The sequence below is a fragment of the Dyadobacter sp. OTU695 genome, from assembly GCF_038440355.1.
Classification (GTDB): Bacteria; Bacteroidota; Bacteroidia; order Cytophagales; family Spirosomataceae; genus Dyadobacter.
This window is the reverse complement of record NZ_JASATN010000001.1, coordinates 902,200-924,416: the sequence shown is the minus strand read 5'-3', so window position 1 is coordinate 924,416 and position 22,217 is coordinate 902,200. Positions and strand designations below refer to the sequence as shown.

Annotated in this window: 17 protein-coding genes; 9 read left to right on the top strand and 8 right to left on the bottom strand. The window is 46.5% G+C overall.

The genetic code is table 11. The features are described 5' to 3' along the window. From AAHB90_RS03920 to AAHB90_RS03910, 3 genes are all read left to right on the top strand, one after another. Complete coding sequence (locus AAHB90_RS03920) at positions 1-1,995, top strand: RagB/SusD family nutrient uptake outer membrane protein (protein WP_342083599.1); 1,995 nt, start codon at positions 1-3, stop codon at positions 1,993-1,995. A gap of 1,048 nt (positions 1,996-3,043) precedes the next feature. Beyond that, complete coding sequence (locus tag AAHB90_RS03915) at positions 3,044-3,580, top strand: class I SAM-dependent methyltransferase (RefSeq protein ID WP_342083598.1); 537 nt, start codon at positions 3,044-3,046, stop codon at positions 3,578-3,580. 314 nt (positions 3,581-3,894) lie between these two features. Beyond that, entirely contained in the window at positions 3,895-4,266 is a 372-nt protein-coding gene (locus AAHB90_RS03910; protein ID WP_342083597.1) for a nuclear transport factor 2 family protein, read from the top strand. Between the two features lie 13 nt (positions 4,267-4,279). On the opposite strand, the gene AAHB90_RS03905 is transcribed toward AAHB90_RS03910, so the two are convergent. After that, on the bottom strand, positions 4,280-4,867 hold the full coding sequence (locus AAHB90_RS03905) for a Crp/Fnr family transcriptional regulator (RefSeq protein WP_342083596.1): 588 nt from the start codon (positions 4,865-4,867) through the stop codon (positions 4,280-4,282). 270 nt (positions 4,868-5,137) lie between these two features. Here AAHB90_RS03905 and AAHB90_RS03900 point away from each other — a divergent pair, with 270 nt between their 5' ends. Continuing rightward, positions 5,138-6,121 carry a quinone oxidoreductase family protein gene (locus tag AAHB90_RS03900; protein WP_342083595.1) on the top strand — a complete coding sequence of 328 codons (984 nt, stop codon included), beginning with the start codon at positions 5,138-5,140 and terminating at the stop codon, positions 6,119-6,121. Positions 6,122-6,152: 31 nt separating this feature from the next. Next, positions 6,153-6,899, top strand: coding sequence for an SDR family NAD(P)-dependent oxidoreductase (locus AAHB90_RS03895; protein ID WP_342083594.1), 747 nt, complete (start codon positions 6,153-6,155; stop codon positions 6,897-6,899). Between the two features lie 702 nt (positions 6,900-7,601). Here the strand turns inward: AAHB90_RS03895 and AAHB90_RS03890 are convergent. The 4 genes from AAHB90_RS03890 to AAHB90_RS03875 all read right to left on the bottom strand — a co-directional run bounded on the left by AAHB90_RS03890 (position 7,602) and on the right by AAHB90_RS03875 (position 13,165). Next, positions 7,602-10,223, bottom strand: coding sequence for an outer membrane beta-barrel family protein (locus AAHB90_RS03890; RefSeq protein ID WP_342083593.1), 2,622 nt, complete (start codon positions 10,221-10,223; stop codon positions 7,602-7,604). 63 nt (positions 10,224-10,286) lie between these two features. After that, a complete protein-coding gene (locus AAHB90_RS03885; protein ID WP_342083592.1) occupies positions 10,287-11,279 on the bottom strand; it encodes a FecR family protein in 993 nt (330 codons plus the stop codon). Between the two features lie 138 nt (positions 11,280-11,417). After that, on the bottom strand, positions 11,418-11,966 hold the full coding sequence (locus tag AAHB90_RS03880) for an RNA polymerase sigma factor (protein ID WP_342083591.1): 549 nt from the start codon (positions 11,964-11,966) through the stop codon (positions 11,418-11,420). A gap of 98 nt (positions 11,967-12,064) precedes the next feature. After that, on the bottom strand, positions 12,065-13,165 hold the full coding sequence (locus tag AAHB90_RS03875; RefSeq protein ID WP_342083590.1) for an NAD(P)-binding domain-containing protein: 1,101 nt from the start codon (positions 13,163-13,165) through the stop codon (positions 12,065-12,067). 500 nt (positions 13,166-13,665) lie between these two features. Here AAHB90_RS03875 and AAHB90_RS03870 point away from each other — a divergent pair, with 500 nt between their 5' ends. Further along, a complete protein-coding gene (locus tag AAHB90_RS03870; RefSeq protein ID WP_342083589.1) occupies positions 13,666-14,865 on the top strand; it encodes a site-specific integrase in 1,200 nt (399 codons plus the stop codon). A 1,329-nt stretch (positions 14,866-16,194) separates the two neighbouring features. Then, positions 16,195-16,650 carry a hypothetical protein gene (locus AAHB90_RS03865; protein ID WP_342083588.1) on the top strand — a complete coding sequence of 152 codons (456 nt, stop codon included), beginning with the start codon at positions 16,195-16,197 and terminating at the stop codon, positions 16,648-16,650. A 40-nt stretch (positions 16,651-16,690) separates the two neighbouring features. On the opposite strand, the gene AAHB90_RS03860 is transcribed toward AAHB90_RS03865, so the two are convergent. Continuing rightward, the gene (locus AAHB90_RS03860) at positions 16,691-17,950 is read right to left on the bottom strand and encodes an epoxide hydrolase family protein (RefSeq protein WP_342083587.1); all 1,260 of its coding nucleotides are present in this window, start codon (positions 17,948-17,950) and stop codon (positions 16,691-16,693) included. A 67-nt stretch (positions 17,951-18,017) separates the two neighbouring features. Then, positions 18,018-18,875 carry an SDR family oxidoreductase gene (locus AAHB90_RS03855; RefSeq protein ID WP_342083586.1) on the bottom strand — a complete coding sequence of 286 codons (858 nt, stop codon included), beginning with the start codon at positions 18,873-18,875 and terminating at the stop codon, positions 18,018-18,020. Positions 18,876-19,078: 203 nt separating this feature from the next. On the opposite strand from AAHB90_RS03855, the gene AAHB90_RS03850 reads away from it, so the two are divergent. Both AAHB90_RS03850 and AAHB90_RS03845 read left to right on the top strand, forming a co-directional pair. Continuing rightward, a complete protein-coding gene (locus AAHB90_RS03850; protein ID WP_342083585.1) occupies positions 19,079-20,161 on the top strand; it encodes an SDR family oxidoreductase in 1,083 nt (360 codons plus the stop codon). 106 nt (positions 20,162-20,267) lie between these two features. Then, complete coding sequence (locus tag AAHB90_RS03845) at positions 20,268-21,014, top strand: helix-turn-helix domain-containing protein (RefSeq protein WP_342083584.1); 747 nt, start codon at positions 20,268-20,270, stop codon at positions 21,012-21,014. 14 nt (positions 21,015-21,028) lie between these two features. Here AAHB90_RS03845 and AAHB90_RS03840 read toward each other — a convergent pair whose 3' ends face one another. Beyond that, positions 21,029-22,201 carry a SphA family protein gene (locus AAHB90_RS03840; RefSeq protein WP_342083583.1) on the bottom strand — a complete coding sequence of 391 codons (1,173 nt, stop codon included), beginning with the start codon at positions 22,199-22,201 and terminating at the stop codon, positions 21,029-21,031. Positions 22,202-22,217: the final 16 nt, after the last annotated feature.

Below are 22,217 nucleotides of genomic sequence, written 5' to 3'. Positions count from 1 at the left end.
ATGAGCAGAACAATGTATAAAAAACTAAGCACGGCATTGGCGATCGTCTGTGGACTGATGGCGGCGTCCTGCAACGATTACCTGGACCAGTCACCGCTGTCCAACATTACTCCTGATGATTACCTGCGCGAAGAGTCCCAGCTTGCGGCTTATGCCGTAGGACGTTACCCGGACATTCTTCCATCCCACGCCAACTGGTCTTTCGGCACGTTCGGCTACGACGGTAACACCGACGATATGGCTATCCCCGCGCTGGACAACAAGTATATGCCGGGATTGTGGCGTGTGCCTTCCACGGCCGGCGACTGGAACTTCGCGAATATTTTCCAGGTCAATTACTTCCTCCAAACGGCAGTACCACGTTTGAAAAACGGGGAAATTACGGGTAATGAAGCCAACATCCGTCACTATATCGGCGAGGTGTATTTCCTGCGTGCTTTTGAATATTTCAAAAAATTGCAGGCATTGGGCGACTTCCCGATCCTACGCACCACGCTGCCCGACAACCAGGAAACCCTCGCAGCCGCCAGCGTCCGCAATCCGCGTAACGAGGTGGCCCGATTCATCATCTCCGACCTTGATTCGGCCGCGCTCATGATGCAACCTACTGCGCCCGTTGGAGGAACCAACCGCCTTTCGCGCAATGTGGCTTACCTGCTCAAATCGCGCGTAGCGCTTTTTGAAGGTACCTGGCTCAAATATTTCAAAGGAACCGCATTTGTACCCAAAGGAACCGACTGGCCCGGAGCTGCGAAGGAATATAACGCCAACTACCAGTTCCCATCCGGAAGCATCGACGGCGAGATAGACTACTTCCTGACTCAGGCTATGGCCGCAGCCAAAGAGGTGGCTTCCAAAGTGCCATTGGTAAATAACACCGGCATCATTCTCTCGGCTAACAACGAGAACCCTTATTTTAACATGTTCAGCGCCGAAAACATGTCGCAATACAGCGAAGTACTGCTTTGGCGCCAGTATAACCGCACGCTCGTCACGCACAATGTGCCTGTGAATGCGCAAGCAGGTAACTATGCCAATGGACTGACCCGGAGCATGGTGGAGAGCTTTTTGATGGCCAACGGCCTTCCTATCTACGCAGCCGGCAGTGGCTACAAGGGGGACGACTTCATCAGCACCGTTCGCGAAGGGCGCGATGGCCGTCTGAACCTGTTCCTGAAAGAGCCCGGACAGAAGAATGTGCTGCTAAACCTGGCCCAGGGTACGCACGCCACGGAAATCGAGCCGACGCCGCAAATCTGGGAATCGAGCTACGAGAAAAAATACTCCACCGGCTACACGATCCGCAAGGGACTCACATACGACGCCGCGCATTGCGGAAACGGCGCCGGATATACCGGATCGATCACTTTCAGGGCGGTAGAAGCTTACCTGAACTACATAGAAGCAGTTTATGAGAAAACAAGCGCATTGGACGGCGATGCAACTACCTACTGGCAGCAAATCAGGGCACGTGCCAAAGTGAGTACGGATATCGACAAAACGATCGCCGCAACCCAGATGACCAAGGAAACCAATGACTGGGGCGCTTACTCAGGCAACCGGCTCGTTTCGGCAACGCTGTACAACATTCGTCGCGAGCGCCGCAACGAGCTGATGGCGGAAGGATTACGCTTCATGGACCTGAAAAGATGGCGTGCCATGGACCAGATGGTCAACACACCTTACCATGTGGAAGGTTTCAAACTCTGGGGCCCCATGAAAGATTGGTTCACGGCTGCGCAGCTTACTTACGGGGCTACCAACAACAGTGCCGTTGTTTCGGACCCGGCGTTGAGCAACTACCTTCGTCCGCACGAGATCAGAAGCAATGCCGACTCGTACAAAGGTACCCGTTGGGCCATGGCGCATTACCTCAGCCCGATTGCCGCGCAGCACTTCATTGTGACTGGTACCGCAGCGGATGCCACTACCTCGCCGATTTACCAGAATCCTGGCTGGCCTCTTTCAGCAGGTTCGCCGCCGACAGGTTATTAACACTATCCCATCCCTTGACCCATCCCCGCCTGCTTTGCAGTGTGGGGATTTTTTTGTTTCATCGCCCAGATTAACGCTTGTGTGTTTTTTAAAATTAACCCAAATAACGGGCCCGGCGATGTGGTTCCATTGACATTGAAAATAACCGAAGCGCTGCCGTTATGAAATGCCGTAGATTGCGTACCAATTGGGTTTACGATCAAGGAAGTACAGCCATTGTGGAAATTACGGTGAAAGTGACCACCTAATTTCAATTTGGGTTGGCCAGGTCATTTCGATCTAGATGACCAGCCTATTCCCCTTTTTCATCAACAAGTTACGCAAATATGGATCAAGATCGGACCGGTAGTCAATCTGCGGAATGGGGTGGTCTGTTGCTCGATACGTCTAGTGTAGCCCTTAAACACCGTGATTGCACGATTAACTAGCTCCTAATTGGCATTGAGTCGTTTTCGGGCAACAAAAAATGTCTGCAACTTTATGATTTACAGACATTTAAGTCCTGTGGAGATGCGGGATGTCAATCGAACACTTAACCAGACTTTTAACGCTGATACAGACGATTAAACTGGAAGATTAGGCTAACTTTTAAAATGCAATTGTGTTCTATAAAATGTCTCGGGAAAACACGGCTGTTTCAAATGTTGGATCATAAGTTCGAGTCCCAGCGGGACAACTGATAGCGCTTCAGAGAGCGCTTTTTTCATTCATAACAGTCGCTATTGTGATTTCTTAAAAAGATTTACGTGTAATTTCGATTCAATTCAGGTCAAAATATCTGGTAACCTTTTCGGTAACCTGCCTTACATGAACTAGTTTGGTTAGCGTTTCGAAAAGGGAACCCAATACTGTTTCTGAGCGGTATAGATCAACATTTCTTTCTGGCGTTCATTGCGCACCATATGGTGGGCACCCCTGCATTTAACTTAATCGCGCGGCTGGTCATGCTCCCCCGGGTCATTGTCTCTTATATTTGTTACGGCCGGCTCAGGCAGCATAGCCTGATCACGGCTTGATTCTCAACCACAGCAATAATTATCTAGAAACCATGATAAATCAAGAGGCCATAGAACTAATCGATGGCGGAGCCAATGGCGAGCATGCGCAGTACTGGTTAGATTTGGGTTGTGGGACGGGGACTTTCACCGAAGCCTTGGCGACGATCCTGCCAGCGCACAGCAAAATTACCGGCGTCGACAAAAGCAACCAACATCTTCCGCCGCAAATGGGCAACCAGGTTTCGATCAAATTTATCGAGGCCGACTTTGAAACAAAGGCGTTGGAAGTGCCGGGATTAGACGGGATACTGATGGCCAACTCCCTTCATTTCATCAGGGATAAAGAATCCTTAATCCGGCGCCTGGAACAACATTTTAGTAAAGGTAGAAGGTTTTTGATTGTTGAATATGACACGACAGCATCCAATCCCTGGGTGCCATATCCCATTGACTTCAAAGGTTTAAAAAGCATTTTCGACCGTGTCGGGACTTATTCGATATCAAAACTTGGGGAGCGCAGGTCGTTGTATGGTTCCGCGATGCTCTATGGTGCGCTAGTTACGTCCCCGGTCCAGTCAATAAGCTGATCTCAAACCACGTCCCGCAAATAGATCCAGGCGTCACGGTCTAATTCAGCCGAAACAGGAAATGTTGTAGCCAAATTGAGGGCGCATTCCGCATTGTCCTATTAAACTTTCAGGAAGTTACAACATTGCCCTAGTTTTGGCTATGTAAGGCCTTTTTCAGAATTACGACCGACGAATTTTTACCAGGCATTAGGGGTGTCGAACTATGAATACCAAATCTGTCGATTGACTTTTATCAACACAATTCCATGATTTAGATCAAAGGCAACTGCCACAGATACCGCTAGTTTTGCATCGTACAAAACATGAGCAACATGAAAAATGCAGCACAACTTTTGGAAGACAGCCTCTTAGTTATTTGGAATGATAGAAACGCGGAACGTAGGTTGCAAGCCATGCAAAACGTTTACGCCACGGATATCCACTTTTACGAATCTGATCACGGCCTGGCTATTGTCGGTTACCACCAGATTAACGATGTCATCTCCAATTTACAGGCGCAATGGCCAATAGAATTCCAATTTGAAATCACCCGGCCCGCAAGCGCAAACCATCAGGTGCAGCACATAGCGTGGAACCTGGGTGTTCCGGGACAACCGCCCGCCGCAACGGGCATGGATGTGGCCATTATTGAGAACGGGAAAATTCAGTCCCTGCATCTTTTCCTGGATGCTCCCAAGCCCTGAAACAAAGAAGCAGCTATTTAAAGATCGTTTTCTTTCGCACCCGGCTGAGCGTTTCGGGGGAAATGCCCAGGTATGACGCAATCATGCTTTGGGGAAATCGCCTGACGAATTCTGGATACGTCTTGGCTAGCAACTCATATCTTTCTTCCGCATCCATACTGATTGCAGCGTGGATGCGCTTTTGTGTAGCGATGGTCCCTTTCCGGTCAATTTCCCGCACCATTTCATCGATGGCCGGAATGGCCGCGCCGAGGTTCTTCATGTCTTCATGCGTGACCAGCAGCACATCGGAATCCTCGGTCATTTCGATGTAGTAAATGGATGGCGTGTGAAGATTGTAGCTCTCGTAATCGCCAAGCCACCACGATTCGACAGCGAGCCTGATAATCGTCTCCTGGCTATTCTCTTTCATCGTATACATCCGCCCGGCACCTTTCACGATGAATGCCATGTTTTTACAAACATCGCCTTCCTGTAACAAGTACTGACGTTTCCGGAGGTGTCTGGATTTAAATGCTGCTGTTATTTGCACCTTCTCATCAGCTGTGAGCGTGTGCGAAGATTTGGATTCGATGTATAAAAAAAGCGGTTCGTGGGTCATGCTGCCAGTTCTTTCCACTAAAAGTAAATCTCTCGGGTTGCATTGACAAATGTCAAGATGTATCTACTGCGTTTGTCAATGCATAGCCGGAGATGCCGTGCCAATTTTGTGATATCAAACAACAGACAGATAATGAACACAACACAAGTAAACAGCATTGTCCGGCTGACGCGTCAGGGCCGCCATCAGTATTGGAAGAATCTACTGCGTTTGTCAATGCATAGCCGGAGATGCCGTGCCAACTTTGTGATATCAAACAATAGACAGATCATGAACACAACACAAGTAAACAGCATTGTCCGGCTGACGCGTCAGGGGCCGCCATCAGTATTGGAATATACCACTGAGCAGATCGGCCTGCCCAAACCGCACGAAGTCCTGATCCGGCATGAGGCGATCGCATTGAATTTCGTCGACGTATTGTTCAGAAATGGCAGCTTCCCGTTGCGCCAGCTGCCGGCGACCATCGGCGTGGAAGCCGCAGGCGTAATCGAATCGGTGGGCAGCCAAGTGACCGGCTGGGCAGTCGGCGACCGGGTCGGATACTACTTTTCCATTGGAGCATATGCCCAGCAGCGTCTGATCGATCCACGACAGTTGGTGAAGTTGCCGGATGATATCACCTTCGATCAGGCGGCTTCCTTGCTTGCAAAAGGGCTCACAGCCCGAATGCTGGTTAAACAGGCATACCCCGTCCAAGCTGGTGATATTGTACTCGTACATGCTGCTGCAGGAGGCGTCGGATCGCTGATAAGCAGATGGGCGAAATCGTTGGGCGCAACGGTCATCGGCACGGTGGGCAGCGAAGCTAAAAAAGCAATCGTCGAGCCATACGGACTGGACCTGGTGGTGGCGCTGGATAAAGAGGATTTGGCTGAAAAAATTCAGGCTTTCACAGATGGCCGGGACGTCGATGCGGTGTTTGACGGGGTTGGCAAGGCAACTTTCGGCAAGTCTGCAGCCCTTACCAAATCGGGCGGTACCATTGTGCTTTACGGGTCTGCCTCCGGTGCCCCCGAAATCGATAACACCCTTCTGAATGCAAGGCAAATTAAATTCTTACAGCCGTCACTAGGGCAGTATTTACCCGACCCCGCAACCGTAAACTTTGCAACAGCTGAGCTATTTGATGCCTTCCGAAGCGGCAAGTTAGGAAAGGTCACACCAACGATATATCCATTATCCGAAGTCAGCCAGGCGCATCTCGACCTGGAAGCGAGCCGAACTACGGGCTCAGTCATTTTCCGTCCTTAAACATTTAGCTTCAACACAATTTATTATTTCAATGTCTAGATTAGAAAATAAAACAGCTCTGGTTACAGGTGGGAGCCGGGGCATCGGTGCGGGCATCGTCAGAAGCCTGGCTGCGGAAGGCGCAAATGTGGTGTTTACCTACGTCAATTCAGCCGGGAAAGCCGAAGAGCTGGCGCAGGAAATTCAAGCGCTCGGCATCCAGGTGCTGGCCATCAGGGCCGACACGGGCATTCAAAGCGATATCAATGCGGTGGTTTCAGCCGCCGCGGATGCATTCGGGCGTATTGACATACTCGTCAACAGTGCAGGCCTTTTTGTTGCCGGCGCGGTGGATTCGACAGATACGGACCTGGATGCATTTGCCCGTCAATGGGACGTTAATGTCCTTGGCGTCGCTCACACGGTCCGGACGGTATTACCATTTATGAAAGATGGAGGCCGGATCATCAACATTGGCTCGACGGGCGGCAGTCGCTCACCTTATCCGGGCATCGGCGAGTACGCTGCCACGAAAGCCGCTTTGGCAGCCTATACCAGAAGCTGGGCCAGGGATTTAGGAGGTCGAAAAATTACTGTCAACATCATCCAGCCCGGACTCATCGACACCGACATGAACCCGGCGGATGGCGCTTTCAGTACTGAAATGCTGAAAGCCGTAGCGCTCGGTCATTATGGGGAACCGCATGATATTGGCGCGGCAGTTGCGTTTCTCAGCAGCGATGATGCTCGCTACATTACCGGTGTCACGTTGAATGTGGATGGCGGGCAAAGTGCCTAGACAACCGCTGGTCATTGAGCTGTACTTGCAAACGCCATCGGGGCGAATGAGATGGCGTAAGAGCGACCTAATAGTTGCGGCGGAGCGCTTCAATATCTGCAAGAAAAGGATAATCAGTATACCCCTGCGTCCCGTCGCCAAAAATGGTACCCCGATCCGGCTCGTTCAGCCCTGCCCCCAATTCAAATCATGCCGGTAAGTCGGGATTGGCCAGGAATAATGTTCCGAAAGAAACGCGTTTTTCAAGATTCAAATTGTTCCCAGCAGAACAACCAAGAGCGCCTCAAAGGGCGCTTTTTTCGTTCAAAAAAGTCGCTATTGTTTGCTGTTAAAAGATAAGCATCTCAATTCGCTTCAATTCAGGTCTAAACATCTAGTAACCTTTTCGGTAACCTGCCTTGCGTAAACCAGTTTGGTTGGATTAACTTATCTAGTCAAAGATGTCCCTACAACAAGACTCTCTCAGATTCTACATTTCATTTTTCCGTGCATTCGACGCTACCCAAGCGAAGGCAACATTCTAAAAACCGGAAAAGCCAAAGTCGTACGCTTTTCAACGCTCTAAGCGCTCTGCAATGCCCCGGATTGTCAACCAGGGGATATTCTGGAATACTGTGATCCACATACAATATCCATCAAGGCGGATTATAAGCATCCAATTTCCCTATGATACTAACTCAACGACATCGTGACTCCAAACTTCTACTGAGCTCTTCTTTTCTCATCAAAGAGTACGTTCCTATTATTTGCTGAAACCTTAGATCTTCCGAACAAATAAGTAAGGCCAAGGTTGAAGGTTTTATAATCATAGTCCGTTCTCACGCTCTGGATAAAATCATTGAAGAATATATCATATTTACTAACAGACCCTATAAAAACTGACGAGCTGAGTATCAAATTATCATTAAGCAATTTCAATCTCGCTCCCGTTGTCAGATTACGTTGACTGTATGTGTAAATATTCCCGCCGGTTGAAGGGAGAGTCTGACTATAATTGAGATAAAAACTCCACCTGGGTGTCGCCTTGAAACTGTTGTTAATACTAAACGATGCCGCAGTTCCATTTTGAGTAGGAACGTCCCGTATTTTAGACTTTGAGGATGTGAAGAAAAAAGAGGCGGCGGTGCTATTGTCCCACCATTTAACTAGGGCTCGGTTAAACGATACATACGCCCCCAGATTATCCTGAGATAAATAATTCTCTATCCGCGAAATTACTGACGGACCATCAACCGTCGTAATGGATGAAAATATATCACTGCTATGCTGCGTGAATGCGGTAAAAGAAAACATGCCTTTATATAGATAACTGATTTCCAAATTGTTACTATATGACGGAAGAAGAAGTGGGTTCCCTACGGAATAGCTGTAAATATTCGAATAGAATGCAAAAGGGTTTAGGAAATTCAGACCGGGGCGATTGATCCTTCTCGAATAATTCAAAGAAATAACATCGTTCCCGGAAGCTTTGTAAAGGAGATAAGCTGTGGGAAACAACGCGCCATAACTACGCTTACTACGCTGTTGCAAAGTCGGTGAGTAGCCATCCGTGGTCGTATACTCATAGCGCAATCCCGCTTTGGCAGTCCACTTTTTGGACAGTTCCGACTCCATGCTGACATAAGAGGCCAGGTTGTTTTCGGTATAGTTGAATTCATTACTGCGCGTCTTATCCAGCAAGAATTCCTCACGGAAGTAATTATAATATGCTACGTCAGCACCGTTATTAAAATTGGCAAATTTAACGCCTGTCTCTATTGTTGTCCATTTATAAGGCAATGTCAGGTCTGATTGAACTGACCAGATACTGTATTTTGAAAAGCTATTATTTCGAACTGACGCATAGGTATTTTCAGATTCAGAAACGAAATTATTCCGTATTCTGGGCTTGTTTGTAAAATAACTGATGGAACTACTTAGTTTTCTTCCGGCCGTGTCAATCTTTAGATCGTGGTATGTATTCAAGGTCTGTGTGAATAATGGCCTTGAAATGCTGGCTGTTGTATTCAAAATCGAGTCAAGATTATTGCCTGTATGATAACTGCTCTGATTATTTAATGCAGTGAGCGACTTGCTGTCTGATACATTGTAAATAAGCCCGATATTATTATGATTATTCAGTTTGTAGTCAACACTTAAACCAGCTTGTACACCTGGCGAAGTCGTTACACGCTGGCCGCGGCCAAGGATCGGGTTTGGTCGCTCGACTATATCGTTCGATTCCTTGATAATACTGCGATAATTTGATTGGTTAAATGTAAAAGAACTGCTAACTCTTTCTGATCGGTAGAAAAGTGCCAGATTGTTATTATAGGAGCTGTATGTTCGCTGCATCAACGAGGAGCTTATTGACCCGCGCCAGCCCAGAGATTCGTTTTTCTTCAAAACAATGTTAATCAGGCCGGCATTTCCCTGGGCCTCATATTTTGCCGGTGGATTGGTGATGATCTCAATTTTTTCTACACTTTCAGATCTGAGTGTTTTCAGATAATTAATCAGATCATTTCCGCTTAAATAAATTATTTTCTCATTGACCATAACCCCCATTCCTCCCTTGCCCACCATTGAAACGCCATTGTCGGACACTTTTAAAAACGGCGCCACCTGCAAAACCTCAAAAAGGGAAGAACCGTTTGCCATGATGGTGTTATTCAGGTTGAATATCCATCGATCAGCCTTTCGTTCAAGAACAGGACGCGCACTGGTTATAGTTATTTGTTTAAGTTGCCTAGCTGATTCGATGAGTATAATATCCGGTAATTGAACTGTCCTTATGTCTCCTAATGTAAGGGCAAGTGACAAACTAGCTTTGCTGACTTCCGAAATCCTGATCAAATAATCACCCTGCACTGTTGCCGTGAGCCTGAAATATCCCCCGGTATCGGTTTGTGCAACCTGGATCAATTGATTAGTAGCAAGTTGCTTTATCATTACGTTCGCAAACGCTATGGATTGATGATGGATATCCACGACACGGCCTTTGATCTCATAGTCGGTTTGCGCCATTTTGCGTTCGATCAGTATATTACCTTCGATTTGCCGGAATGAAAGAAAAGTGCCTTGCAACAGCTCCTGCAAAGTTTGTTCTATCGTTCTTGTCGCCACCGGCACGGTAAGTCCGGTAACTGTTTTTATTTCCGCTTTGCGGTAATAAAAGCGAAGCGAGGTTTGTTGCTCGATTTTTTTGAGGCCACTGGCGAGGCTTTCGTCCTGCAAGCCGATGGTAACCATGGCCGAGTGCATATTTTGGCCCACGGTGATGCTTACAAATAGCCACTGGAAGGTGGTTAATACAATGAAGGTAACGATAACGCTTATACGCATTAGGTAAAAAAATAGATGGCTGTTTTGATTCTATCGCATCGCCGACGCGGGTATGTAAGTTTTTTAGTTGTTACAGCCTGGTCCGTCTATGACGATGCTGCCGTCCGGCTCGACCCGATAAGTGGCGTCGTTAAAAGCGCACATTACTTTTAGTACTTTTTCCAATTCTTCACCATGGATGGAAGTGCCGGTAAAACGGCAGTCCTTCAATTTTGCATTGCTGAAACTGATCTTTACATCGAAGTGTCGTCGCAATTGCGCAATTGCCTCACCAAAACTCACATCTTCAAAGTGCAGGTCACTTTGCTGCCAGGCAATCACTTGCGCGGCATTGACAGTTGCTTGTAAAGCTTCCTCTTTCAAGGTGTTGAAACTAATCTGCTGATTGGGATTAAGTACGCCCAATAATTCACCACCGTTGGCGACGCTCACCTTACCACGGGTGACCGTAACCTGGATGGTATGTCTGCTTTTGTCCTCCTTAATATTAAAAGCGGTACCCAACACCTTTGTTAACAGTTTACCGGTATGAATAATAAAGGGTTTGGCAGTGTCGTGATGAATATCAAAATACGCTTCCCCGGAGAGGTAAACTTCCCTTGTCTGGCCGTTGAATGTTTCAGGATACTTTAACTCAGACCCGGCATTGATCCATACCCGGCTACCGTCAGCGAGCGTGATTGCCTTTTTTTGGTTAACGGGGGCTTGGAGTGCTGTGAGCTGTATAGGATTTAGGAGGCTTTGCAGTAACGGCCATTCCAGGTACAAAGTAGAAGCGATCAGCAATACCGCTGCGGCGGCTGCAACGCTTTGCCACCACCAATGCTTTCTTTGCGGCAGCGGCACAACTTTAACCTCCGGCTGGCGAATGGTATTGGTAATGTCGCTGAACACGCTGGAAAGCCACTGATCTTTACCCGATTGATCAAGGCTATCCCATTCCTGATTGGGGTTACCGTGCTCTTCCAGCCAGCGTTCCACCAGCTCGTTTTCTTTCTTTGTGGTCTCGCCCTTTAAGTAACGATCCAGTAAGGCGACTATTTGTTGACGACTCATTTGCTATCCATTTCACAGTAGCCGTATGAAGTGCCATTTAGTACTATTGGGAAAATGTTTTTTTTTAGGCAAGCATAGTAATGGCAATCTCCCAGGATTAGTAAGGCCCGTTTGAATCGGAAACATGCGATGCCGGATTCACGAAAGCCAGACCATGAATGCGACGGCAGATGCTCCTGTTAATGAAGCTCGTAGATGTTTTAATGCAGTAGAAAGCTGGTTTTTCACCGTCTGTTCGGAAATCTGCAATTTGTGGGCAATTTCTGTAATGCTTAAATTTTCTTCCCGGCTCAACAAATAAACTTCTTTCACCCGCGGAGATAACTTATTCAGCGATGTTTCGATAATGTGGGCAATTTCTTTTGCTGCTATTTCCTGCTCAATCGTAATTCCATAATCGACGGCCAGCGAGTTTACCATTGCTGCGTACTCCTCGCGTGTAATGTTTTTCCGAATTTTATCAACGATGCGATAGCGGGTGAGTTTAAACAGGTATGCTTTTAAATCGCGGTCGACTGTCAATTCCATTCTTTCCTGCCAGAGCTTTACGAAAATGTCGTGAATGATATCCCTGCTATCCTCCAAATCAAATAATTTGGAGCTTGCAAAACCCACCAACACAGCTGCATATCGACTGTAAATTTCAGAAAAGGCATTGCTATCGTCTTTTTTTAAAAGATCGATCAATTGCAAGTCGGTTAAGCTTGAATATATCCCCATCTATTGTTCGTTGTCGCCAGCTTAGCGGGTCGCACCCTGTACTTTCTATAAGTAGCCTGTATAAATTAGTTAGATATCAATTCTGCCAAACCCAAAGTCGCCATTAACTCCCGGGCCGCCACCAACCCGGCACGATTGGCTCCAATAGTGGATGCAGACGGACCGTACCCCGGTAAATGGATGCGGGGTTCTTTTGCTACCATAGTTGCCAACCGGCCAGACATGATAATGCCACCGGTTTCTTCCCTGGGTAAAACCGATTCCAAATGGTCCAATGCCCCTCGGAAGCCGGTGTTCCAGAGAATGACATCGGCCTTTTCCTCCCTGCCGTCTTCCCATTTAACGCCCTCGCTGGTGATCTCGCTGAACATTGGGAAGCGGTTCAGTACGCCCCTCTGTTTCATGTCTACGACTTCCGGCGAAAGAGGCAGCCCGGTAACGGAAACGACTGACGAAGGTATCAGACCGTTTCTCACCCTTTCGTCCACCATCGCCACGGCTTTGTGGCCGGCCACATCGTCAAAAGGGCCTTCTCTGAAAACAGGCGAACGGCGGGTGACCCAGATGGTAGCGGTCACTTTTGAAATCTGGTCGAGTAATTGGATGGCAGATATACCACCTCCAACCACAACAACGCGCTTACCCTTGAAATAGTCGGCAGTTTTAAAATCCTTTGTATGCAGCTGTTCACCCATGAACAGGTCAGCGCCCGGATAGGCAGGAATGTAAGGGTTCTCCCATGTACCGGTGGCGTTAATGATCCCCATTGCCGAAAACAGTGTTTTCGACGAGTCTATGTAGAACCTGTCATTGTGGAGGTACACATTTTCTACTTTCACCGGGCGAAATACCCGGATCCCAAATTTTTGCTCGTAAAGGTCAAAGTAATGAGGCACAGCAATGCTGGCTTGCACGGTCGCGCTGGCTTTTTCGAACGTCTCTTCGAAAGCCATTCCCGGTAGATCATGGATCTTGTTCACAGTACTGAGCGTTAGCGACGGCCAACGATATTGCCACGCACCACCCGCTGCCGAAGCCGCGTCGAGTATTATGAAATCAGGTCCGATCTCCAAACCCAATCGCTTTAAATGATAAGCTGCGGACAGGCCGGCCTGCCCAGCACCGATGACTATGATCTTTGTCTTGTATCGAATTCTATCTGGCATTTATACTGATGGGGCAAGCGCCCCCCTATAACGGATAATCGCTTCTTTCCACCAAAAACCGGTGAAGATGCTTAAATTTTTGTATCTTCGAAACTACAAATCGATGCGTCAAAATGTATCAATACTAGCTAAAAAAATCGGTTACCTATTTTGAAGGGAATTACAAATAACTGATATACAAGCGTTTTCAACAATTAAATTGTTCCCAGCGGGATCACAAGATTCAATCACAAAAAACGGTAAAAGCCTGCAAATCAAATCATTTGCAGGCTTTTTTGTTGCAGTGGGTTTACCAAAATATGCAATTATTCCCAAAAAAGTGGTGAGTAATTCGGTGAGTAAATCCCTGCTACTTTCTTACTCACCGACCTTCATCTAACCCATTGTTGCACAAGATGTTCAGCTAGTAAACATCTTGTGCTGCCTGACCTGCAAGGCTAACTTTGTTTAACCTTTAAAGCGTCAAAAAGATGAAAACGAATTACAGCTAGCTCTTCTATTTGAAGAAGCCAAAGGGCTACAAGAATGGTGCTGTCCCTGTTTACATGCGTATTACTGTCGATGGTAAAAGAGCGGAGACTGCCACAGGCAGGCAGTGTGATCCCACCCGCTGGAACGCATCGGCTGGCAGGATGAATGGTACCAAAGAAGATGCCAAAACATTGAACATCTATCTGGATAATCTGCAAGCCTTGGTATTGAGCGCGCATTGCCAGCTTATCAAAACAGGCGAAGTGATAACGGCTGAGGCGCTCAAAAACAAATTTCATGGGCGGGAGGAAAAACCCCGTTTGTTAATGGGAATCATCAACGACCACAACCATCGCATGAAAGAGTTGATTGGCAGCGAATATGCGCCAGGAACCTACAAACGCTTCAAGGTTGTTCATATCCATACCCTCGAGTTTTTGAAGGCCAGGTTTAATGCAACCGATTTTGACATCCGGCGAATAGACTTCGCATTTGTTGCCGATTACGAATTCCATCTGCGCAGGGTGCGCAAAATGGGTAACAATACGGCTGTAAAGCATTTGAAGATGTTCCGAAAAATCATCAACATCTGCATCAATAACGGGTGGATGAGCTCTGACCCTTTTGCCAACTATAAAGGCCGGTACAGAAATGTAGACCGCACCGTTCTTACAGAAGCGGATATTGAAGCGCTAGCCCGGAAAGAGTTTGTCTCCGACAGGCTAAATCAGGTAAGAGATACTTTTCTGTTCTGCTGCTTTACCGGATTGGCTTATTCAGATGTACAAAAACTGTCCTTGGCCCAGATCAATACAGGCATAGATGGCCTGCCCTGGATTTTTACCCAGCGCACAAAAACGGAGACTACTTCCAATATCCCGCTACTACCACAAGCAAAGAAAATTATGGAAAAATATGCGAATCATCCGGTCTGTGTCAGCAAAGGTGTACTGCTTCCTGTCCCCAGCAATCAAAAGCTGAACGAATATCTCAAAGAGATTGCCACCTTATGTGGCATCGACAAACCGATGCCCCCCCACATTGCCCGGCATACTTTTGCGACCACTGTCGCTTTACAAAACGGTGTACCTATTGAAACAGTATCGAAAATCCTGGGCCATAAGAGCATCAGGACAACACAGATTTATGCCAAAATTATGGATACAAAGGTCAGCAAGGATATGAAGCAGTTGCGCGGGAAAATCAAACTGCTGGCCAAAACGGCGTAATCGAAAACTGAATATTCGGATCTAAAAATCTTACCCGCTCCACAAGTTTTGGATTTGATCCCTAAAAAAGGCCACATAAAAAGTGGCCTTTTGGTTACTACGCTGTTAATCTACCATAATAGTTTAGATAGTGGGTCAGCCACTTTAAACCAGAACTTCTTGCAATGATAATATACCGCCGCTAACACGGCCTTGCGGGCATAGTATAGGCGCAGTCTTCGAGGTTTTTAGCACTTGGGTGGAGGACCTCAAGCGTCCAGCCTTGTTTCAACAGTTTTGGGGATTTGCTGACTATGAAAAAGGAACGCAGAAAATTCAGTGCGAGCTTTAAGGCCAAAGTGGCTATTGAAGCGATTATGAGGTTCAGACCGTGCAGGAATTACCTAGGGCGAGTTTAGCGATTAAACTGCGAAATTGCCACAGGTAGACGACTGGTTGACTCAGGTTTAGCACTTCATTCAGCGGTATCAACAATCATTTTTTGTTCACTAACTATCTCAAATACAGCAGTTTTCAGAGAATGAAACTTCTGAATTATCCAGATGAGTGATCAATTTGTGTAGTTTATACCAATCTCTGCTTAACATTACATACAGGAAACGGGAACGCCTAGCCTTGTAGGACCTTTATCGATCCAAATCCGCCAGCCCACCGAATTCCATCAATCCGTCCGCCTATTTTCCGACCCGAGCGCTGCCGGCCGCTTTCCGGCATTGATTCCTAGTAAACTCTACAATAACGTAAGGATGAATCGACGCGCCGTTTACAGGCGGAAAGTTTGACTTTGAATAGCTTTGTCCTTGTCAAAATACCTGTACGATAACTGTCGTACAGGTACTCCCTTCGAGGTTATTAATTCGTATCGCGGAAAACCTGGCTGACGAATAGGTCCAGGCGTGAGCTTGGGGGCCATATAGCTTTGAGCATCATCCGATTCTAAGTAGGCAATATAAAATCAAATCCATTATCCTAAGGTCATTTGATCTCTTAGGCAAGCTATTGCCATGCCCAATTTTTAAACAAAATCTGCACCTCATTAACCTTTGCTGCCTATGATAAAACCTTGGATAATAGGTTCTCAAACATCAATTTCTTATTCAAAAAATACACTGTTATGCAAAAACCAGTACAATCCTTTAAAGAAGACTCGCCGCCCTGGGTCAGGTGGAATAATGCCAATAACCGGCTTGCCTGCTGGCGTAAAATCTTCCAGTCGTTTACGTTTCTGATCTTGCTATGTGCTTGTTTGAGGGCGAGCGGCCAGGATCTGGGCCTGGAATGGCCAAAGGTTTTCTGGGGACCGCCAATCCTTCTTATGATCTCTCAAGCGTGAAAAAAGACGCCAGTGGCAACATATACCTTGGCGGTAAGTTTGACGGGACAATAGATTTTGATCCGGGACCGGGCGTGTTCAATATGAGTGGACCAGCCGGAACCGGGACAGGCTTTTTTGTCAAACTGGACCCTTTCGGCAATTTCTTGTTGGCGCGCTCGATCATCACCAGTACGATCATTAATACTCGTGGATCCACGTATTTAGAGGTAGATCCAGCGGGAAATGTTTACGCGTCGGGCGTATTTGGTGGAACGACAGATATGGACCCTGGCGCGGGGACCTTCAATTTGACTGCCCAAGGTTCCAGCGACGTGTACTTTTTGAAGCTGGATACGAACGGGAATTTTGTTTTTGCGCAGCGCATGGGAAGTACCGGCACTGCTGATTACGTCAACGATATGTCGTTTACGTTACCGGTCTACCCCTTTCACCAGAAGTTGCAGACATGAAATTCATCTATTAAGGTTCTCATCCAGTTGTTTTTCGCTTTCAGTCCCCGCGAAAAGACCTGAATGCATCTCTGAGGTCATCAGTATATAGTTCCGGTTGTTCCATTGCTGCGAAATGTCCACCTTTTGGTATTTCCTTAAAACGGACTACATTATATCCACGTTTAGCTACTGACAAGGGTGCCCGTGTAAAGGCGAAATCGTAAGGATATTTAGAAATCATTGTAGGAACTTTGACATAGCCCGGCCAGGAGGATTTCATTTCTGTCATAGCTCCACGGTAGTACCAGAAACTGCCGTCGATGCCATTATCATTAATGATATAAAGCATGATATCAGTTAACAGGCGGTCTTTTGATATCACCGCATCCAGATCACCTTTGTTATCCGACCAGGACCAGAATTTTTCAGCGATCCATGCGGCTGTTCCTAGCGGACTATCGTTAAGCGCTACTGCCGGCATCATCGGTTTTTGAGCTTGCATCCGCCAATAATCCATGCTGGCTGTTCTGAAATCGTCACTTGCCTTGAAATAAGCTTTTTCCTCTGCTGTTTGTTCTTTTTCCGGAACAGGAACGCCGGGGAAGAAGTTAAGATGAATCCCTTTTACATTTTCCGGGTAATTGTACCCTAACAAAATGGTAGCGCCTGCTCCCCAGTCACCGCCCTGGGCATAATAGTTTTTATAGCCGATCACCTCGGTCACCAGCTTATTCCACAAACGGGCGGTCGTAATACCGTTGACCGGTTTATTGGGCATTGAGGAAAATCCGAAGCCAGGCAATGCAGGGATAATCAGTGTAAAAGCATCTTCCGCCTTGCCGCCATATTTGGACGGATGGGTAAGCGGGCCGATGACATCAAAAAATTCAAAGGTGGAACTCGGCCAGCCGTGGGTGATGACCAAGGGCAAAGGATTCTTGCCTTCCCCTTTGATATAATAGAACTGAATATCCATGTCTTCAACACGCGCTTTGTATAGCGGATAGCTGTTCAGCAATTGTTCCTGCTTGCGCCAGTCATACTTCTTGATCCAGTAGTCCTGGAGACCGGCAAGCCATTTCATGTCCATACCGGTTTCCCAGTTGGATTCGGCATCTTCCGCCGCAGGCATTTGTTTAGGTATCCGTGCGCTTTTAACCCGCTCCATAACGGAATCCAGGCGGGCCTTTGAAACTTTTATTTCAAAAGGTTTAACTAATTCTGGCTGAGCAAAATCAGCCTTGCTGACTACATTTTGGGCTGATAAAACAGCCGCTGAAGAATTTAGTATCATGGTTATAAAAAGGAGCTTTTTCATTATGATCATTTTTTAGAAGATAAATAAGCGGCCCTGGAGCGCATTGCCTCCGGACCGCTGGGTTTGATCAGGCAGTGTACTTTGCCAGCCATTTGGCCTTAGTAGCGGCCCTTGCGTCGATGAATTCCTGGTCAGTCCCTTCTGCGATAGGGTCCAGCGGGAAACGTAAGGGACGGGTCCCGTCCTGCATGCTCACCAGTTTCAGGATACCGTCTGCAATAGTTTGCGGGTCCATATTGTACTGTGCCATCTTTCCGAATAGCGCCGTACCGATAGCGTTGAATTTCTCTATCGCCGCCTCACCGTAGGCAGCGGTGATTTGTGGCTTATCCGAATGCACGCCGGCCTTTGATCCGTTGGTCATTTCAGTAGGGTAAACACCCGGCTGGATGGCCACATTCTCTATATTATATTCTGCCAGTTCATCCTGTAACCCTTCCGATATGGTTTCAACACCGAATTTAGAGGCCAGATATGGCACCATGAATGGCAGGGTATGGCCGCTTGCGCCGGAAGTGATGTTGATGATCAGGCCTTTCCGAACCTGGCGCATGGCGGGCAGCACCTCTTGGTAAGTCCTGATCACGCCATAAAAATTAACCTCAAACATTTCTTTGATCTGATCAATGCTGTAAGCTTCCAAAAGGCCAAACCCTGTTACTCCTGCGTTGTTGATCAATACGTCGATACGACCATATTTAGCGAGCACGCCAGAGATGGCTTTTTTAACCGACTCATCCTTTGTTACATCAATTTCTACAACATCAACGTGGGGCAATGCTGAAAGATCCTGTGCAGCTCCTGCATTTTTTCCGGCGATATCACGCATGCCCGCAATGACGGTATAACCCGCATTTGACAAAGTGATGGTGGTTAATTTACCAAATCCTGTACTTGTTCCTGTGATGAAAATTATCTTTTCCATGTTATCATTTTTTTGTTTTTGAATACTCAAAATTGGGTACATGCACGCAGACCAACATTGACCTATGATAAAAAGCAGCATTGATATAGGTCAATAGGTATCGCCGGGTAAGAACCTGAAATGTGGACCGATTTAAAGATCCAGTGATTTTGCTTAATAGTAACCTGGACGCCACAACAAACAAAAATGGACACCACAACAAAATGAAACAGCTGAATAAGGCGGAGATTTGCTTTATAAATAGAAAAGCAATGGAAACAATAAAAAATGAAACAGTATTGGTTACAGGGGGATCCGGCTTCGTAGGCAGTTACTGCATTATACAGTTACTCAAAGAAGGGTATACGGTCAGAACTACAATCCGGTCATTAGATAAAGTAGAAGCATTAAAGGAAACGCTGTTGGCCGGCAAAGCTGAAAATATGCAAAATCTTACTTTTTATGCAGCTGACCTCACCGGCGATGAAGGATGGGGTCTGGCTGTGGATGGATGTGATTACGTTCTGCACGTGGCTTCCCCGTTTCCGGCGGGAGAGCCTAAAGACGAGAATGAGATCATCATACCTGCACGGGATGGTGCTTTAAGGGTTCTGCGCGCAGCACAGGCCGCAAGGGTCAAACGGGTGGTATTAACCTCATCATTTGCCGCAATTGGCTATACAATTGACCCTAAGAACCATGTCTTTACAGAGGCCGACTGGACCGACCCTAATGTAAAATTGCCAGCCTATATCAAATCCAAGACGATCGCAGAACGCGCTGCCTGGGATTTTATGGAAAAAAATGCAGGTTCTATGGAATTGGCCGTTATTAACCCGGTAGGAATATTTGGACCTGTTTTGGGCAAAACTTTTAGCAGCTCTATCGGCATGATCGTACAGTTGCTTTCAGGAAAGATGCCAGGGACACCACAACTATCGTTCGGCATTGTGGATGTCCGTGACGTAGCCGATATCCACATCAAAGCAATGAAAAATCCTGCGACTAGCGGCCAGCGATTTCTGGCAACATCAGATGGATTTATGTCATTTCCCGGAATTGCCAAACTATTAAAAGCCGACAGGAATTTACCTATTGACAAAGTACCATCCAAAGTTTTACCGAACTGGCTGGTAAAAGTAAGCGCATGGTTCAAGCCGGAATTGAAACCTATTGTCCCGCAGTTGGGTGTGGTAAAAACATTGTCAAATGCAAAGGCGAAATCTGTTCTGAGCTGGACTCCGCGTTCCAAAGAAGCCACGATTTTGGAGACGGCGGAAAGTCTTGTTAAATTTAAGATAGTATGAGTACCTGTTATTATAGGCTTTTATCGATTGATTTGCGAAATTTGTCACTATGATATCTGCTCATGAACAGCCTCAGATACTGATTTCCTGTTACTACAAGAAATCAATGACCGGAGAGGATATAGTTAACCGGCATGCTTTTGCTTATCAGATCACCGGAAGCCTGACTGTTCAGGATGGACGAGAGAAAGTGACCTTTCAGCCAGGGGACTTTCGCTTCAATGTTCGTAACAGGTTAGCCAAATTTGTTAAGCAACCTGGTGAAAGTGAGCCCTTCAGCTCGCTTTCCCTGCAGTTTGATGAAGAAACGTTACGGGAGTTCGCCGATGAGCACCATCTGATCGCAGAAGCGACATCTTATGTTCCGCCCTCGTTCCAACTCCAAAAACATCCGCTTCTTCAGAATTTTGTAGATTCACTGCAGCAATCACTTCCATACTTCGGCTACGGAAACAGCGAGTTGATAAAAATAAAATTGAAGGAAGCTTTGATCGTTCTCCTCAAAGTGCAGCCAGAATTGAAAAATATACTTTTCAATTTTCAAACTCCCGGCAAGATCAACCTTAAGGCTTTCATGGAGCGGAATTTTCGCTTTAATTTAAGCCTGGCACGGTTTGCTTATCTTACCGGCAGAAGTATATCGACCTTCAAACGCGATTTTTTAGAGGAGTTTTCGATGCCACCTGCAAAATGGCTGCAACAGAAAAGATTAGATGAAGCTTATTATCTGCTGAAAGAAGAGAACTTTAAAACCACCGATGTATACACAGAAGTAGGGTTTGAAGACCTGTCCCATTTTTCTTTTGTGTTCAAAAAGCATTTCGGGGTTAACCCTTCCAGTATCTGCCGATGATTAAATCTTCTCATTTAAAGTCGGATTGAAATAAGTTTTTTAATCATTAGACTTAAAAAATTCACTATGGCAAAAGCCTCCATCACAGGAGGCTTTATTTTAGGTGAAAGGGAATTATTATTTCGATAGTGGGATTGCAATACGCAGTGTTGCCCTGTTTCCCTCAAAGCGGTTTCTGGCACCAGTTTCAAAAAATATTTTAGCTTCAACCAATACACCGTTCGGTGCAAAATAGCCAGGCCGGGCCCAACGCCCAGAACGCGTTCCTTAGTGCTTGCGATATCAAATTGGTCCGCGTAATAATAATGGTTCCCGGCATAACTGTTCTGATTTAGCTGATCTAGAAAATACGCAGCCGCTTCAATTTTAAAGCTTTTAAATAAAGAGTAATCAATCGAATAGTTGCCGTTATAATATGCGCCTGCCTTGGCCTGCTGGCCGATCATATGAGCATTGTAATTAAACTGGTTTCTTGCGCTCAGGCTGATCTCTTTGTTTAGGAAAATCGTAAAAGCATGATAAGCACCGAAGGCGTAACGATGTGAAGATGCATTTATCTTATATCTGCTATCATATGACCCGGTTGGAAGCGTCAAATCAATCTCAATACGGTGGAAAAAGGCTTTTCCAAATAATTTTTTATCCGACCATTGAACTGCTGTCCCCTGTACAATATCTCCAAGGAATCCCGGATTGACAGTTGGCGCGGGACCATTCAGATTAGATGCGTTGATCTGCACGACAGGAACAATTACGGTGAACCCCAGGTTACCGCCCACTATTTTTACAGGTGTGAGATAGATCAACTGGTTGAGAGAGACTACAGAATTGATCTTTAATGTAGATGGAGCCCTGTTGGCTGAACCGTCTGCAAAATGTTTTGTGTCAAATGCCTGTACATAGCCCTGATAAACCCAGTCGGGTTTTCCGGCAAAGCCGTCATAAATATTGGCCAATCCAAGATTTGTTGGCGGTAAAACCGGGTCCTGGGCAGATCCGTAACCTATATTGACAAAAAGGCCAATTAGTACGGCTGCAAAAAATACCCGGTAAGCAAATCCATCAGATGGTGAAGCGGAGGGATTAAACGGTCCGATTGTCGATTCCGGATTATTGACTGCGGGAAAATGCCAAAAAATCTCCTTGAGATCTTCTGCACTGTTATGGTTTAGTGATCGTGTTTTCATAAGACAAACCTACAAT